This window comes from Tsukamurella sp. DT100, assembly GCF_049844855.1.
Lineage (GTDB): Bacteria > Actinomycetota > Actinomycetes > Mycobacteriales > Mycobacteriaceae > Tsukamurella.
In genome coordinates this window covers 21,249-35,189 of the sequence record NZ_JBNCLV010000010.1, presented here as the reverse complement: position 1 = coordinate 35,189, position 13,941 = coordinate 21,249, and the positions used below count along the sequence as shown (strand labels likewise).

The following is a 13,941-nucleotide window of genomic DNA, read 5'->3' as shown; positions in this document are numbered from 1 at the left end:
CGCCTACAACTTCGTGAGCGTGACCGAGAGCCCGGGGTCGGTCGCGGCGCCGAGATCCGTGGGCGTCGGGTCCGCGTCGATGACGTGCGCGCCGAGCGCCGCGATCATCACGCCGTTATCGGTGCACAGCCGCGGCTTGGGCACGCGCAGTTCGATGCCCGCGGCGTCGCAGCGTTCCTGCGCGAGCGAGCGGATGCGCGAGTTCGCGGTGGCGCCGCCGCCGAGCACCATCGTCTCCACGCCGACGTCCTGCGCGGCGCGGATCGCCTTGAAGGTCAACACGTCCGCGACCGCCTCCTGGAAGGACGCGGCGATGTCGGGCACGTTCAGCGGGCGGCCCGCGGCGTTCTCCGCCTCGACGTGCCGCGCGACCGCGGTCTTGAGCCCGCTGAAGGAGAAGTCGTGCCGGGCGTCCTGCTGCCGGGTCATGGCGCGCGGGAACCGGATCGCCTTCGGGTCGCCCTGGCGCGCGAGCTCGTCGATCACGGGTCCGCCGGGATAGCCGAGGCCGAGCAGGCGGGCGACCTTGTCGAAGGCCTCCCCCGCGGCGTCGTCGACGGTGGTACCGAGCTCCGTGATCGGGGCGCCGAGATCGGTCACGTGCAGCAGGTGCGTGTGCCCACCGGAGACGAGCAGCGCGATGCAGGGCGGCATCGGGCCGTGCTCGAGGGTGTCGACGGCGACGTGTCCGCCCAGGTGGTTGAGTCCGTAGAAGGGCACGTCCCACGCCGCCGCATAGGCTTTCGCGGCCGCGACGCCCACGAGCAGGGCGCCCGCGAGGCCGGGTCCGATGGTGACGGCGAGCGCGTCGGGCCGGTCGACGCCGGCCGCGGCGAGGGCGCGCTGCATCGTCGGCACGATGGCCTCGAGGTGGGCGCGCGAGGCGACCTCGGGAACGACGCCGCCGTAGCGGGCGTGCTCCTCCTGCGAGGAGGCGACCTCGTCGGCGAGCAGCCGCGCCGTCTTCGACTCCGGATCCCAGTCGACGATGCCGACGCCGGTCTCGTCGCACGAGCTCTCGACACCCATGACGATCATCGCTTCACCTGCGCTTCCCGCTTCATCGTGTACGCGTCGGCCCCGGATGGCCGGTAATAGTTCTTCCGCACCCCGACGACGGCGAATCCGTTGCGCTCGTACAGCGTCCGGGCGGTGTCGTTGTCGGTGCGCACCTCGAGGAAGACGGCGCCGCCGTGCCGGTCGGCCTCATCGAGGAGAGTGCGCAGGAGCGCGTATCCCACTCCCCTGCCCTGATACTCCGGGTCGACGCCGATGGTGAGCACCTCGGACTCGGGGAAGAAGGTGTTGCCCAGCAGGCCGATGCCGGCGTAGCCGACGAGCCTGCCGCCCGCGGCGTCGTCGCGGGCGGCGAAGAAGCGGGTGTGTCGCTCGGGCGTGAACGCCGAGGCGGGCCAGGGGTTGTCGCCGGCGAACAGGACGGTCTCCAGTTCGGCGCAGCGCTCGGCCTCGTCGGGACGCAGTGGTCCGATCGGGATCTCAGGCACGCGCGGCCGTTTCGACGGCGTCGGGGCGGCGCAGGTACAGCGGCACGAGCGGCTGCGGCGCGGTGCCGAGGAGATGCCTGCCGACCGCGACCAGACTCGCCGGCGTCGGCGATCCCTCGACGGTCCGCGCGCCGTCGACGTCCAGCTCCGCGGGCTTGATGACACCCGGACCCTCCGTGCGGACACCGTCGGCGTAGCGGGCCCAGTAGACCTCCTTGCGGCGGGCGTCGGTGACGACGACCACGTCGCCGCTCTCGCTCCGCGTGAGCGCCTCGGCGGCGATGGCGTCGAGGCTGCACACGCCGTGCACCTCGATGCCGAGGGCGTCGCCGAAGGCGGCGGCGGTGGCCATGCCGACCCGCAGGCCCGTGAACGGGCCGGGGCCGCAGCCGACGATGACGGCGCCCAGGTCGGCGCGCTCCAGTCCTGCCTCGGCGAGACATTCGAGCAGGTAGGGCACGAGCACCTCGGCGTGGCCGCGCGCGTGCGTGCGGTCGCGGCGGGCGAGCACGGCGCCGGTCTCGGAGTCGACGACGCCCACCGTGAGCGCCGGCGTGGCGGTGTCCAGGGCGAGCACGTACATACCTGCAGGTTACCGCCTCGGCGCCGCGCACCCCGAATCCGCTCGGGCGTCAGTGCGGGAGCATCAGCCCGCGCACCACGCGAGCGATGACGGCGCGCATCTCGGCCAGCGCGGCGTCGGGATCGGCGGCCCGGGTGATGTACAAAGCGGATTCGTCGAGCATCCCGAGCAGCGCGTGCGCGAGTGGGCGCGTCGGTTCCGGGGTGATGTGCCCCTGGTCCATCGCCCCGGCGAGCAGGGACTCGATCACCGCGAGCCCGTACTTCTCGCCGCGGGCGCGCCAACCCTCCCACCCGAGCACCGCGGGGGCGTCGATCATGGTGATCCGCGTGACGCCGGGATCGGCGATGGCGGCCATGAAGGTGTCGACGGCGACGAGCATGGTGTCGACCGGTCCGAGATCCTCCGCGGCCGCCACGGCGGCCCGTCCGGCGGCCCCGATGCTCTCTTCTTCCACCGCGTCGAAGACGGCCTCGAACAGTCCGCGCTTGTCTCCGAACTGGTGGTAGAGCGCGCCGCGGGTGACGCCCGCGGCCTCGACGATCGCCTGGGTGCCGACGCCGGCGTAGCCGTGCTCGGCGAACAGCTCGCGGGCCGCGGCGATCAGCGCGGTGCGGGTCGCGGCGGTGCGCTCCGCCTGGGTCCGGCGGCCGCCCCGATCTTCACCATTGACTTCCATACAGGCTGCACGTAACTTTCATACCGAGTGTTCGTAACTTCGCTCCGACTCTAGCCCCCGACTCTCGGAAGGGTGTGCCATGCGGTGGTTCTACCTGGTCATGATGGTGATCGGCACCGTGGTGCCGTGGGTCCTATTCGGCGGCTTCTTCGCCGCGGAGGGGCTCGACCTCCCCCTGTTCCTCAGGAGCCTGTTCCCCAACGGAGCGGCCTCGGGCTTCACCGCCGACGTGCTGCTGTCGATCGTCGTCTTCCTCGTCTGGTCGTCGGCGGACGCTCAGCGGCTCGACGTGCGGCGCTGGTGGCTCGTGATCCCGGCGACCTGCCTCGTCGGGCTCTCGCTGTCGCTCCCCCTGTACCTCTACCTGCGCGAGACCCGCGCCGCCCGGGCGACCGGCGACGCCGCGCCCGCGCCGTCCGGAGTGCCCGCATGAGCCTCGCCTCGCTCCCCACCGGCACCGTCGACTTCCACGTCTACGGGCCGGAGGCCTCCGACCACCCGCCCGTGCTGTTCGTGCACGGCGCGGTCGTCGACCTGCAGCTCTGGGATCGCGTCGCCGGCACGCTCGGCGCGGCGGGGCACTGGTGCTGGTCGGTCACCTGGCCGCTCGGCTCGCACCGCATCGCCTGCCCGAAAGCAGTGGCCGACGGTCCGCGCGGCGTCGCCCGCATGGTCGCCGACTTCATCGAGGACCAGGGCCTGCAGGGCTGCACCCTCGTCGGCAACGACACGGGCGGCGCGGTCTGCCAGTACGTGCTGCATCATCGGCCCGAGCTGATCGGCCGGGTGGTGCTCACCAATTGCGATGCCTTCGAGGTCTTTCCGCCGCAGCCCTTCGCGACGTTCTTCGCGCTGCTGAGCCGTCGCGCGCTGGTCCGCCCGATGATGGCGATGTTGGGCTCGACGGCGCTGCGGCACTCGCCGGTCGGCTTCGGGCTGCTCGTCACCGATCCCGACCCGGGCGTGACCGCGTCCTGGGTGCGACCGACGAAGGTGGCCGCCAAGATCCGCGCCGACCTCGCGACGCTGCTCGCCGGTATCGATCCGCCCGATCTGGCGCGGGTCTCGCCGACGATGCGCGACTTCCCCGGACCGGTCACGCTCGTGTGGGGCACGGCCGATCGGTGCTTCACGCCCGCGCTGGGCCGCCGCCTCGCCGCCGCCTTCGGGGACGACCGCCCGGGCGGCACCCGGTTCGTCGAGGTCGACGGTGCCCGCACCTTCGTCTCCCTCGACGATCCGCAGGCCGTCGTGCGGGCGATCACCGAGATCGCCGCGCTACCCACCCGGTAGCTCCCGCCCCGAGCGCTCCCGACCACTAGAAGGGCGGGGGTTCGTCCGGCGGTGGGTGATGCGCGGGATTCCGTCCGGCGAGGACCGTCTCGAGGTGGTGCTCGACGGAACTGACGTTCTCGCGTTCGTCGCGCTCACGGACGAGGGCGTCGAGGTGTGCGGCGCGCAGCCGTTCGCGTCGGGCGTGTTCCTTCTGGAGCCGGGTGGGGCCGCCGGGTGAAGGCGCCTTCCGTTGCGAGGCAGCTTCGGGTGTGATCCAGGCGATCCGGGCCAGGTCGGGGAACAGGGCCAGGATGGTGCGGGTGGGGTCGACGATGATCCGCTCGCCGGTGGGACCGATCCAGAGAATGCGGCCGTCGGGCAGGCGGGCATCGGTCCACAGGCCGGCGGTCTTGAGCTGGTGGTGGGGCACGCAGAGGGGCTGGCCGTTGCCGGCCGTGGTGGCGCCGCCGCGGCCGGGGTCGCGGTGGTCGTACTCGCGGGCGTGGTCGATCTGGCAGCGCGAAGCCGGCCGGGTGCAGAGCGGGAAGACGCAGCGCGGGTAGAGCAACACGAGGTAGCGGGTGAGATCGGCGGAGAACCGGTATCCGCTGCTGCCCTGCGCGATCACCAGCACCCGCGCGCTCACTGCTGGCGGGACGGGTGACGGCAGAGCTGTCCCCTGGGCTTCGGCGGCGGGTTCATCGACCCGCGGAGGCGAATCACACTCCGTAGCCGTCGCCTCGGCAGACGTTGCGGGCTGCAGATCCAGCGTCTCGGACGCGGACTCGGGTGCATCGTCAACCTCGGCCTCGAGCGCGGAGTCGGCGATCACGGCGGGGCCTGCGTGGCAACACCGTGCGGCGAGCAGAACGCCGGCGGGTTCGCGGTGGGTCATGTCGATACCGGTCGCGCGGAACCACGCCGCCCGCGGCTGCCGGGACGATGGCCGGGCCGGAGATTCAGGCTGGTCGTGGTCGTGGTCGTGGCCGCGGTCGTGATCAGCATCAGCGGGCGAGATCTCATTCGCGGCAGGCTGCGTGGGATCCGCTGCAGCCGACGCCCCGCCGGTGCACGCGGCATCGGCAACGACATCGGCAACCTCGCCTGAGGGAGCGCTCGCGGTGCCGGCGCCGTCTGCGCCCAGCTCGATATCGCGGTTCGCCTCCGGATCGCTCGGGGCCGCGACCTGTGCCGCAGCGCCGCCCTTTTCGATCTCGCTCGTATCGGGGAGTTCCTCGCCGAAGGGGCGCAGCAACGCGTCGTCACGGGCCGCGAGATCACGGGCGTACTGCGCGGTGATCGGGCCGTGCCCGATCAGAAACCCCGCATCGCTGTTGCCCGGGTCGGCGAGGGTCTTCTCGTTCACCACCACGTGGATCAACGTGCGGTACCGGGTCACCACCCGCACACCCTCGTCGTCCGGGCCGGCGTCCCCCACCGGGCGGGCCTCCCGCAACGGGCAGCCCGGCACCGTGCACCAGCAGCCCAGCGTGACGTACCCGCGCACCAGCATCATCAGCCCGTCCGCCCGCCGCTGCGCCGCCGTCCGCGGGTCCGACTCGCACACCGTCTCGGCGATCTCGTCCACCCGCACCCCGAGCTCGAGGCCCTCATGCGCCGTCAGCAGCGCGTACGCCGCCGCCATCCCGTCCTCCGCCGGACGGAACGTCACCCGGCGGTCCTCCTCCGCCATCCGCCGCCGACGCTCCGCCGCCACCGGATCGATCTCGTGAACGAGATGATCGGCCGCCTCCCGCAACGCCGGAACCGACACCAGCTGCAGCGGATCCGCGACCAGCAGCTCCGCGAGCCGCTCATCGAACTCCACCGCCTGCGCCCCGGTCAGAGCCCGCGCGCGGCTCAGCGCCTCCATCCCGCCCCGCGGAGAGAGCACATTACGGCCGATCAACGCGAACACCCGCGGCAGGCGTTCGACGAAACCCACCGCCTGTTCGATCACCGTCTCCGTGGCCGTCGGCCCGATCCGCAGCGCCACCGAGATCTCCGCCTTCACGGCCTCGTAGGCCAGCGACAGCTCCCGCCGCACCGCATAGAAATCCGCGCCACCGATCGGATCCGACGCCAGGAATGCCGACTCCCGCTCCCCGTACCGGTCTCGGAACAGCGCATACACCGCCGACATCGTCCGACAGAACGCAACGCACTCCGACCGTCGCTGCGCCACCAGTACCGACTCCAACACCCCGGAACCCGCCGCACCGTCGGCCAACCCCGACGGCACCAGAGCCTCCGGCAGGTTCGTCAACGCGCTGGATCCGTTCACACCTTCATCGTACCCCTGTTCGATGTGATTGCAAGAGCCGAACATGAGGGATCGCGCGAACTTGTCGGTGCCGGGGAGCACCATGGAGTCATGAGCGAGAACACCGATCCTCTCCCCGACTGGGCGCCGCTCGTCCGCGGCCTGCACACCCGGTTCCGCACCCGCGACTTCACCGCCGGGCTCGAGCTGGTGACCGCGTTCGCCGCCGCGGCCGAGGCCGTGAACCACCACCCCGACCTCACTCTGCGGTACGGCACCGTCGACGTCCTGCTCTACAGCCACGACGCCGGCGGCGTCACCGACCGGGACCGCCGGCTCGCCGCGCGGTTCTCGGAGATCGCGCGCGAGCGGGAGATCACCGCGAATCCCGGGGAGTCGTCGGTGGTAGAGCTGGGCCTCGACACGGCGGACGCCGCCGAGATCGCACCCTTCTGGTCTGCGGTGCTCGGCGCCGAAGTGCAGGACGACGACGGCGATCTGGAGATCCGCGCGCACGGCGCCGACGCGATTCTCTGGTTCCAGCGCACCGACGCGCACGAGCCCCCGCGCCAGCGCTTCCACCTGGACGTCTGGGTCGACCCGCGGGAGGCGCGGGGCCGCATCGACGCCGCGGTCGCGGCCGGCGGCCGGCTGGTGTCCGGCACGCATGCCCCCAGCTTCTGGGTGCTCGCGGACGCGCAGGACAATCACGCCTGCATCTGCACCGTCGCGGGCCGGCCCTGAACGAGCCCGGGGTCAGGCCCCGTCGACCCACTCCCAGGCGACGGTGCGGACGTCGGTGCCCTCGGCCCGCCGCAGGCGGACCATGAGGTGCCGGTCGGCGAGGCGCTCGGCCACGCCCTCGCCCCACTCCACGACGACGACGCAGTCCTCGAGGTCGGTGTCGAGGTCGAGCGCGTCCAGCTCGTCGAGGCCGCCGAGGCGGTAGGCGTCCACGTGGACGAGACCCGGGCCGCCCGACGCGCCCGGACGGTGCTCCCGGGCGATGATGAACGTCGGCGACGAGACCCGCCCGGTCACGCCGAGCCCGGCGGCGATCCCGCGGGTCAGCGCGGTCTTCCCGGCGCCGAGCGGACCGTCGAGGATCACGAGGTCGCCCGCGGCGAGCTCACCCGCGAGCTCCCGGCCGAGGGCCTCGGTGTCCTCAACCTCGGGCAGGACCCGCTCGCCCCGCACCGGTCGGCTCACTGCGGCACCGCCCGCGCGACGAGGTCGGCGATCGCCCGCGCCACGCGCGGCGCGGACTCGAGGATCAACATGTGCCCCGTCTCCGCGAGCACGATGAGCTCGGAGTCGAGTTCGTCGGCGAGCGCCTTCGACTTGCTCAGCGGCGTCATCCAGTCGTGGTCGCCGCACACGACCGACGTCGCGATGCGGCGCAGCACCGGGAGCGCGCCGCGCTCGTCGTACTCCTCCAGCGCGGGCATGAAACCCGCGTAGGTGCCGAGCGGCGCCGACAGGCTCATGGTCGACGAGAAGTCGGTCATGGTCGCGCTCCGATCGCCGGGCGCGTAGGCCCCCGCGGTGACGAAGGGCGTCGCGAGCGGCTTGATCACCTCGCGGCCCCGGCCGACGACCGAGGGCAGGAAACGGATGGCCGCGCGCATCACGTCGAGCACCGGGTTGCGCAGCGCCGCAGCGAGTCCCACATCGGTGAGGGCGTGCGACGCGGTTCCGAGCAGCGACGCGCCGACCACCCTCGGGCCGACCAGCTCGGGATGTCCGGTCGCGAACGCGCAGATCGCCATGCCGCCCATCGAGTGCCCGGCGAGCACGACCGGCCCCTCGGGCACAAGGGCCCGCAGGACGGTGGCGATGTCGTCGCCGAGCAGGGCGACGGTGCTCTGCTCCGGTGTGCAGGAGCCGGAATCGCCGTGGCCGCGGCAGTCGGGGAAGACCATCCGCACGTCGTCGCCCCAGCGGGCCTGCAGTTCGTTCCGCACCAGCACCCAGGACGCGGTCCGCAGCGTGAAGCCGTGCACGAACAGCACCGTCACCGGCGCGGTCCGGGGGCCGACCTCGCGGACGTGCAGCGGCACACCGTCGGGGCTCATGACGATCGACTCGCGGTCGGACCGGAAGACCAGGTCGTCGGGCGAGACGGGGTCGTCGCCCGCGCCGCGGACGCCGAGAAGCCTTGCGGCGGCGGCGATCCCCGTCAGCGCGGCAACGGCGACGCCGGTGCCGAGGCCGGCGAGCAGGGCGGGCCCGGGCAGGCGCTCGGGGATGTGGATGCGGCCGCGGTCGTCGTTCACAGGTCCCCCGTGTAGGTGCGGACGGCGCGCCCGCGCACGCCGGTCAGGATCTCGTAGTCGATGGTGCCGACCTTCTCCGCCCAATCGGCGGCGACATCGGCGCCGGGCGCGTCGCCGAAGAGGACGGCGGTGTCACCCTCGGACACCCCGCCGCCGTCGGGCCCGAGGTCGATCACGCTCTGGTCCATGCAGACTCGGCCGACCTGCGGGAAACGCCGGCCGCCGATCGCGACCTCGATGCGGCCGCTCAGCGGGCGCCACACCCCGTCCGCGTACCCGGCGGGGATCAGCCCGACGACGGTGTCGCGCGGCGCGATCCAGCTGTGCCCGTAGCTGACCCCGTCGCCTGCGCGGATCCGTTTGATCAGGATGACGGGCGCGGCGAAGGTCATCGCCGGCCGGAGCCCGAAGTCCCTGCCGGGCACCGGGACCCCGCCGTAGAGGGCGATGCCGGGGCGGACCAGGTCGAAGTGCAGATCGGGGCGGGTCAGCGCGGCCGCGGAGTTCGCGGCGTGCACCTGCGTGGGCGTCAGGCCGTGCGCTCGGGCGTCGGCGACGGTGGCGGCGAGCGCGTCGCGCTGGACGTCGAGGAACGGGCGCTCCGGCTCGTCGCCGTGGGCCAGGTGGGTGAAGACGCCCTGCAGCTCGACGGTGCCGGCGCGCTCCGCCTCGACGAGCGCGTCGCGGGTGGCGACCCACTCCGCGGCGGAGACCCCGTTGCGACTGAGCCCGGTGTCGATCTTGGCGTGCACCGTGGCGGGGCGGCCGACGTTCTGCGCGGCGGCCACGACGGCGGCCAGCTGGCGCGGCGAGCTGATGCCGATCCGCACGTCGGCGTCGATGGCCCGCTCGAAGCCGCTCGTGCTGAGCCAGCTGAGCAGCGGCACGGTGACGCCGCCCTCGCGCAGCGCGACGGCCTCGTCGACAGTGGTCACGCCGATCTCGGTGGCGCCGCCGGCGAGCACCGCCCGAGCGACGGGCAGGGCGCCGTGGCCGTAGGCGTCGGCCTTGAGCACCGCCATCACCGCGGCTCCCGGCGCGTGATCCGCGACGATCCGTGTGTTGTGCGCGACCGCGCCCAGGTCGATCTGCGCGGTCAGCCGCTCCAGCCCGGTCGCGGGAATCGATGTCTTCATGGCGCTGTCAGCCTAGCCGCGCAGCACGTCGCGCAGGACGCGCGGCACCGCCGCGCTGATCGCGCCGGCGTGCGTCGGGGCACCGCCGGCGGCGCGGGCCGCGGCGAGGCCGTGCACCCGCGCGGCGCAGGCGGCCGCGTCGAGCGGGGCGAGACCGGAGGCGAGGAGCTTGCCGACGAGCCCGGTCAGCACGTCACCCGATCCGGGCGTCGCGGCCCAGGACGAGCCCGCGGTGTCGGCCACGACGGTGCCGTCGGGCGCCGCGATGACGGTGACGTGCCCCTTGAGCAACACCGTCGCATCGAGGTCGCGGGCCGCCTCGCGGACGGCCGCGACGCGGTCGTTGCCGACGGGGCCCACGAGCCGCGCGAACTCCCCGGCGTGCGGGGTCAGCACCGTCGGGGCGGTGCGGCCCGCGAGGAGGCCCGGGTGCTCGGCGAGCAGCGTGAGCGCGTCGGCGTCGAGCACCGTCGGCAGGTCCTGGTCGAGGACCCGGGCCAGACGGTCCGCCGCGGCGCTGTCCGTGCCCATGCCGGGGCCCGCGGCCCACGCCTGCACGCGGCCGCTGTCCGTGACGTCGTCGCTCGCGACCACCTCGGGCCAGGCGGCGAGGACCGCGTCGCGGGCGGAGCCGGCGTACCGGACCATGCCCGACGTAGCGCGGATCGCGGAGCCGGCGTACCGGACCATGCCCGACGTAGCGCGGATCGCGGCGCCGGTCGCCAGCACTGCGGCGCCCGGGTACGCGTCGCCGCCGGCGACGACGCCCAGCACGCCGAGGCTGTACTTGTCGTCGGCGGGGCCGGGGACGGGCCAGAGCGCGGCCAGGTCGGCGTCGTCGTAGGCGCGCAGCTCGCCCGCCCCCAGAGTGAGCCCGATGTCGACGAGCTCGATGCGGCCGCACTGCGCGGGGGCGAGCGCGTGCACGGGCTTGAGGGCACCGAAGGCGACGGTGACCGCGGCGGTCACGGCGGGGCCGTGGACGACGCCGGTCTCGACGTCGACGCCCGACGGCGTGTCGGCCGCGACGATCGGCGCGGTGATCCCGGCGACGAGGTCCGCCGCCTCCGGGCGCAGCGCGCCGCGCGCGCTGATCCCGACGATGCCGTCGACCACCAGGTCCGGACGGCGCGGCACCGCGACGACCCGCCCGCCCGCGCGCTCGAGGGCGCGGAGCCCGGCGGCGTGCGCACGGTCGGGGGCGAGCAGCACCGCCTCCACGGCGACGCCGCGGCGGCGGAGGAAGGCACCGGCGAAGAGCGCGTCGCCGCCGTTGTCGCCGGAGCCGACGAGCAGCGTCACCCTCCGGCCCGCGGTGCCGCCCGTGCGGTCGACGAGTTCCTGCGCGCAGACGCCCGCGAGGCCGTACGCGGCGCGGCGCATGAGGGCACCGTCGGGCAGGGCGGCGAGGAGGGGCGCCTCGGCCGCGCGCACGGAGTCTGGATGGTGGAAGTGCCGCACGCCGCCACGGTACGGCAGATCGGCTAACGTGAGCTGCGTGACGGATGCGAACAAGCTGGTGAAGCAGTTGCAGCGCCGGGGCCCGCACCGCGTGCTCAAGGGCGACCTGGGCGTCGCGGGCCTGCCGGGCGTGATCTACACGCCCGAGAGCGGCTCGAACCTGTCGGCGGTGGCCTTCGCGCACGACTGGCTGACGCCGTCGAAGCGCTACTCCAAGACGCTGGAACACCTCGCCTCGTGGGGCCTGGTGGTGGCCGCGCCGGACACCGAGGGCGGCATGCTGGCCTCCGACGGTCGCCTCGCGATCGACCTGGGCACCGCGCTCGACGTGATCACCGAGGTCCGCCTCGGCGACGGCGCGATCACGGTGAACAAGGCCAAGCGCTCGGTGGTCGGCCACGGCTGGGGCACCGGGGCGGCGCTCATCGCCGCCGCGGCCGACTCCCGCGTCGAGTGGCTCGCCGCGCTGTTCCCGGCGCCCACGTCGCCGCAGGCGGAGAAGGCCGCGACCGGCACCCACGCGAACGCGCTGATCCTGGGCGCGCCCGGCGACGAGCACTCGATGACCTCGAACGCCGGCGTCCTGTCGCTGCGCTACGCGGGGCCGACGGAGCTGCGGATCGTGCCCGGCGCCGAGCCCGGCGGCCTGGCGGAGGGCATCTCGCTGCGTGGCGCCCTCGGCGCGGGCGGCTCCGACAAGTCGACGCAGAAGATGGTCCGCGCGCTGCTGACCGGCTACCTGCTCGGCGGGCTCGCCGACGACAAGGAGTACAAGGTCTTCACCGAGGTCGGCGCCGATCTCGGCGACAGCTCGTACGTCTGGGACCCGAACGCCGAGCCCGAGCAGCCCAGCGCACTCCAGCGCCTCCGCAGTCTGGCCTGAGTCCCCGCGCCCGGCAAACGCCCGCGCTCAGCCCGCGCTGAGCCACGACTCCGGCTGCTCCGCGCGCGCGATCACCGGGATCGGCTGCGTGACCTCCGCCGGTTCCGGCGCGACGCCCGCGACGCGGAGCAGCTCGTCGAACAGGTCCTGTCGCTCGGCGATGCGGATCGCACGGGCGTGGTCCTCGGGGCACGGGTCGGTGCTGCTCATCGCCTCTCCTAGCTGCCGCTGACGGCGAATTCGGCGCCGGTGCCCTGGTCGGCGGATTCGCCGGGCGGGCACGGTTCGTCCGCGGGCGCGGGGTTCTGATCGCCGGTGTTCGACGGTTTCGCCGGGGCCGCCGGGGCCGCCGGCGCGGTCGGGACGTTCGGCACGACGGGGTTCGGCGTGGCCGACGGGGTGGCTCCGCCGCCGGTACCGCCGCCCGTGCCGGACGGGGACGCGGCCGCGGGCGTTGCGCCGCCGCCCGTTCCGGCATTGTTCTGCGTGGTGGGCTTCGCGTCGCCGGGTTTCGTCTCGCCCGGCTTCGCGTCGCCGGTCTTGCCGGTGCCGTCCTCGCCCTTGCCGCCGGCACCGGTGCCGTCCTTGCCCGCTCCGTCCGTGCCGTCGACGGGGGTGAGCTTGCCGTCCTCGCCGATCGTGAGCGTGGCCTTCTCGGCGACCGTGCCGTCCGGCTTCTTCGCGGTGACCTCGACGGTCTTGCCGTCCGGGCTGAGGGTCGCGGTGACAGTGCGGCCGAGGGCGTCGACGCCGAGCACCTTCTCGCCCTTGGTGTCCTTGTCGCTGGCCTTGTCGGCGCCCTTGTCGCCGGTCTTGTCCGTGTCCTTGCCGTCGCCGATGGTGGATTTGTCGCCCAGGCCGAGCTGTTCGGCGATCTTCGGGAGCAGCTGCGAGAGCCAGGACGGCGTGCCGCTGCCCGTGCCGGTACCGGTGCCCGTGCTGGGTGTCGCGGTCGACGGGGTGGTGCTCGCGCCGGTCGTCGTGGGCGAGGTCGTCGTGCCGGTGGTCGTGGGGCTGGTGGTCGTGGGGCTGGCGGTGGTTGTCGGGCTCGTGGACGACGGAGACGTCGTGGTCGGGCTCGTGGACGTCGGGGACGTGCTGGACGGCGATGACGTCGTGGGTGACCCGCTGCCGCCGCCACCGCCGCCACCGCTGGTGACCGGCGACGCCGTGGTCGGGCTGGTCGGGGTCTCGGTGCTGGTCGCCGTGATCGTGCCGAACGACGGTGCCGGGAACGCCGACGAGTCGATGCCCTTGGCCGCAGCCGGCACGGTCGCGTAGGCGGCCTGGACGGCCGAGACCGCGGTCGCGTTGATCTGGTCAAAGCGGGCGAGGTCCTGCGCAAGTTGCGCTTCGAACCGCTCGCGGGAGCCCGCGTTGAGTTCGACCAGCGATGTGACTCCCGGTACCACCAGACCCGCGACCCGCATCACGCCAACCCACACGCCGGCGTCCGCTTCCTTCGAAGCGAACTCGCTGAGCGCGTCCGTCTTCGTCTTCACCGCGGACAGGACCGCGCCCGGTACCGATTCCGCCGCGGTCGCGGTTCTCTCGAGGACCGTGGCTACCGGCTCGCTCCGCCTCTGCTGTGCGTCCAGGGTCGTCACTGCGGCGCGTCCGGCATTGTCGGGCCAGGCCGTCTGCACGCTCGTACGCGCCGCGGACTGGTCCGTGACTGCCTGGCGCGCGGCAGTGGCCTGCTGCCGCAGCATGACCGCATCGCCCCGAAGAGATGCGAGATCGATGCCCCGCTCGTTGTCGTAATCACGACATACGTGATCACGCCAATCGGGCCACGTCTTCTGCGACAACCACTTCGCGATGTCGAGCATCGCCTTGAAGTACTGCAAGCAATCCGCACCTGCGTCGAGCATCTGGTC

At 73.4% G+C, this 13,941-nt stretch carries 15 protein-coding genes; 4 read left to right on the top strand and 11 right to left on the bottom strand.

Features of this window, described 5'->3' with window-relative positions; translation table 11 throughout:
* Window positions 1-3 precede the first annotated feature (3 nt).
* From tsaD to ACLQ3K_RS21350, 4 genes are read right to left on the bottom strand one after another with little or no spacing between them, the layout of a single operon-like run.
* On the bottom strand, window positions 4-1,038 hold the full coding sequence (gene tsaD, locus ACLQ3K_RS21365) for a tRNA (adenosine(37)-N6)-threonylcarbamoyltransferase complex transferase subunit TsaD (RefSeq protein WP_336671247.1): 1,035 nt from the start codon (window positions 1,036-1,038) through the stop codon (window positions 4-6).
* The gene (gene rimI / locus ACLQ3K_RS21360; protein WP_426001467.1) at window positions 1,035-1,505 is read right to left on the bottom strand and encodes a ribosomal protein S18-alanine N-acetyltransferase; all 471 of its coding nucleotides are present in this window, start codon (window positions 1,503-1,505) and stop codon (window positions 1,035-1,037) included. Before rimI ends, tsaD begins: the two co-directional genes overlap by 4 nt.
* A complete protein-coding gene (tsaB, locus tag ACLQ3K_RS21355; RefSeq protein ID WP_426001466.1) occupies window positions 1,498-2,088 on the bottom strand; it encodes a tRNA (adenosine(37)-N6)-threonylcarbamoyltransferase complex dimerization subunit type 1 TsaB in 591 nt (196 codons plus the stop codon). Before tsaB ends, rimI begins: the two co-directional genes overlap by 8 nt.
* A 49-nt stretch (window positions 2,089-2,137) precedes the next feature.
* On the bottom strand, window positions 2,138-2,767 hold the full coding sequence (locus ACLQ3K_RS21350) for a TetR/AcrR family transcriptional regulator (RefSeq protein WP_426001465.1): 630 nt from the start codon (window positions 2,765-2,767) through the stop codon (window positions 2,138-2,140).
* A 79-nt stretch (window positions 2,768-2,846) separates the two neighbouring features.
* Here ACLQ3K_RS21350 and ACLQ3K_RS21345 point away from each other — a divergent pair, with 79 nt between their 5' ends.
* Both ACLQ3K_RS21345 and ACLQ3K_RS21340 read left to right on the top strand, forming a co-directional pair.
* The gene (locus ACLQ3K_RS21345; RefSeq protein ID WP_426001464.1) at window positions 2,847-3,200 is read left to right on the top strand and encodes a DUF2834 domain-containing protein; all 354 of its coding nucleotides are present in this window, start codon (window positions 2,847-2,849) and stop codon (window positions 3,198-3,200) included.
* Complete coding sequence (locus ACLQ3K_RS21340; protein ID WP_426001463.1) at window positions 3,197-4,060, top strand: alpha/beta fold hydrolase; 864 nt, start codon at window positions 3,197-3,199, stop codon at window positions 4,058-4,060. The genes ACLQ3K_RS21345 and ACLQ3K_RS21340 overlap by 4 nt, the downstream gene beginning before the upstream one ends.
* A 25-nt stretch (window positions 4,061-4,085) precedes the next feature.
* Here ACLQ3K_RS21340 and ACLQ3K_RS21335 read toward each other — a convergent pair whose 3' ends face one another.
* Window positions 4,086-6,410: a DUF222 domain-containing protein gene (locus ACLQ3K_RS21335; protein WP_426001461.1), complete on the bottom strand. Its 2,325-nt coding sequence runs from the start codon at window positions 6,408-6,410 to the stop codon at window positions 4,086-4,088.
* 6 nt (window positions 6,411-6,416) lie between these two features.
* Here ACLQ3K_RS21335 and ACLQ3K_RS21330 point away from each other — a divergent pair, with 6 nt between their 5' ends.
* Window positions 6,417-7,049 carry a 4a-hydroxytetrahydrobiopterin dehydratase gene (locus ACLQ3K_RS21330; protein WP_426001460.1) on the top strand — a complete coding sequence of 211 codons (633 nt, stop codon included), beginning with the start codon at window positions 6,417-6,419 and terminating at the stop codon, window positions 7,047-7,049.
* 12 nt (window positions 7,050-7,061) lie between these two features.
* On the opposite strand, the gene tsaE is transcribed toward ACLQ3K_RS21330, so the two are convergent.
* The 4 genes from tsaE to ACLQ3K_RS21310 are packed head-to-tail and all read right to left on the bottom strand — an operon-like array spanning window position 7,062 to window position 11,178.
* Window positions 7,062-7,514 carry a tRNA (adenosine(37)-N6)-threonylcarbamoyltransferase complex ATPase subunit type 1 TsaE gene (tsaE, locus tag ACLQ3K_RS21325; RefSeq protein WP_426001459.1) on the bottom strand — a complete coding sequence of 151 codons (453 nt, stop codon included), beginning with the start codon at window positions 7,512-7,514 and terminating at the stop codon, window positions 7,062-7,064.
* Complete coding sequence (locus tag ACLQ3K_RS21320; RefSeq protein ID WP_426001458.1) at window positions 7,511-8,581, bottom strand: alpha/beta fold hydrolase; 1,071 nt, start codon at window positions 8,579-8,581, stop codon at window positions 7,511-7,513. The genes tsaE and ACLQ3K_RS21320 overlap by 4 nt, the downstream gene beginning before the upstream one ends.
* Complete coding sequence (gene alr, locus ACLQ3K_RS21315) at window positions 8,578-9,717, bottom strand: alanine racemase (RefSeq protein WP_426001457.1); 1,140 nt, start codon at window positions 9,715-9,717, stop codon at window positions 8,578-8,580. The genes ACLQ3K_RS21320 and alr overlap by 4 nt, the downstream gene beginning before the upstream one ends.
* Before the next feature lie 12 nt (window positions 9,718-9,729).
* Window positions 9,730-11,178, bottom strand: a complete 1,449-nt coding sequence (locus ACLQ3K_RS21310; protein ID WP_426001456.1) for an NAD(P)H-hydrate dehydratase — start codon at window positions 11,176-11,178, stop codon at window positions 9,730-9,732.
* Between the two features lie 37 nt (window positions 11,179-11,215).
* Here ACLQ3K_RS21310 and ACLQ3K_RS21305 point away from each other — a divergent pair, with 37 nt between their 5' ends.
* A complete protein-coding gene (locus ACLQ3K_RS21305; protein WP_426001455.1) occupies window positions 11,216-12,061 on the top strand; it encodes a hypothetical protein in 846 nt (281 codons plus the stop codon).
* Window positions 12,062-12,088: 27 nt separating this feature from the next.
* Here the strand turns inward: ACLQ3K_RS21305 and ACLQ3K_RS21300 are convergent, their stop codons facing one another.
* Together ACLQ3K_RS21300 and ACLQ3K_RS21295 are read right to left on the bottom strand one after the other, a co-directional pair.
* Entirely contained in the window at window positions 12,089-12,271 is a 183-nt protein-coding gene (locus tag ACLQ3K_RS21300) for a hypothetical protein (RefSeq protein WP_426001454.1), read from the bottom strand.
* An 8-nt stretch (window positions 12,272-12,279) separates the two neighbouring features.
* The gene (locus tag ACLQ3K_RS21295) at window positions 12,280-13,935 is read right to left on the bottom strand and encodes a hypothetical protein (protein WP_426001453.1); all 1,656 of its coding nucleotides are present in this window, start codon (window positions 13,933-13,935) and stop codon (window positions 12,280-12,282) included.
* Between the last annotated feature and the right edge of the window lie 6 nt (window positions 13,936-13,941).

Excerpts from the sequence above, each read along its gene's own strand:
- ACLQ3K_RS21350 (WP_426001465.1), bottom strand. The coding sequence starts at position 2,767 with ATGGAAGTCAATGGTGAAGATCGGGGCGGCCGCCGGACCCAGGCGGAG.
- tsaD (WP_336671247.1), bottom strand. The coding sequence starts at position 1,038 with ATGATCGTCATGGGTGTCGAGAGCTCGTGCGACGAGACCGGCGTCGGC.
- ACLQ3K_RS21345 (WP_426001464.1), top strand. The coding sequence starts at position 2,847 with ATGCGGTGGTTCTACCTGGTCATGATGGTGATCGGCACCGTGGTGCCG.
- tsaB (WP_426001466.1), bottom strand. The coding sequence starts at position 2,088 with ATGTACGTGCTCGCCCTGGACACCGCCACGCCGGCGCTCACGGTGGGC.
- ACLQ3K_RS21300 (WP_426001454.1), bottom strand. The coding sequence starts at position 12,271 with ATGAGCAGCACCGACCCGTGCCCCGAGGACCACGCCCGTGCGATCCGC.
- ACLQ3K_RS21330 (WP_426001460.1), top strand. The coding sequence starts at position 6,417 with ATGAGCGAGAACACCGATCCTCTCCCCGACTGGGCGCCGCTCGTCCGC.
- ACLQ3K_RS21340 (WP_426001463.1), top strand. The coding sequence starts at position 3,197 with ATGAGCCTCGCCTCGCTCCCCACCGGCACCGTCGACTTCCACGTCTAC.
- ACLQ3K_RS21335 (WP_426001461.1), bottom strand. The coding sequence starts at position 6,410 with ATGGTGCTCCCCGGCACCGACAAGTTCGCGCGATCCCTCATGTTCGGC.
- ACLQ3K_RS21295 (WP_426001453.1), bottom strand. The coding sequence starts at position 13,935 with ATGCTCGACGCAGGTGCGGATTGCTTGCAGTACTTCAAGGCGATGCTC.
- alr (WP_426001457.1), bottom strand. The coding sequence starts at position 9,717 with ATGAAGACATCGATTCCCGCGACCGGGCTGGAGCGGCTGACCGCGCAG.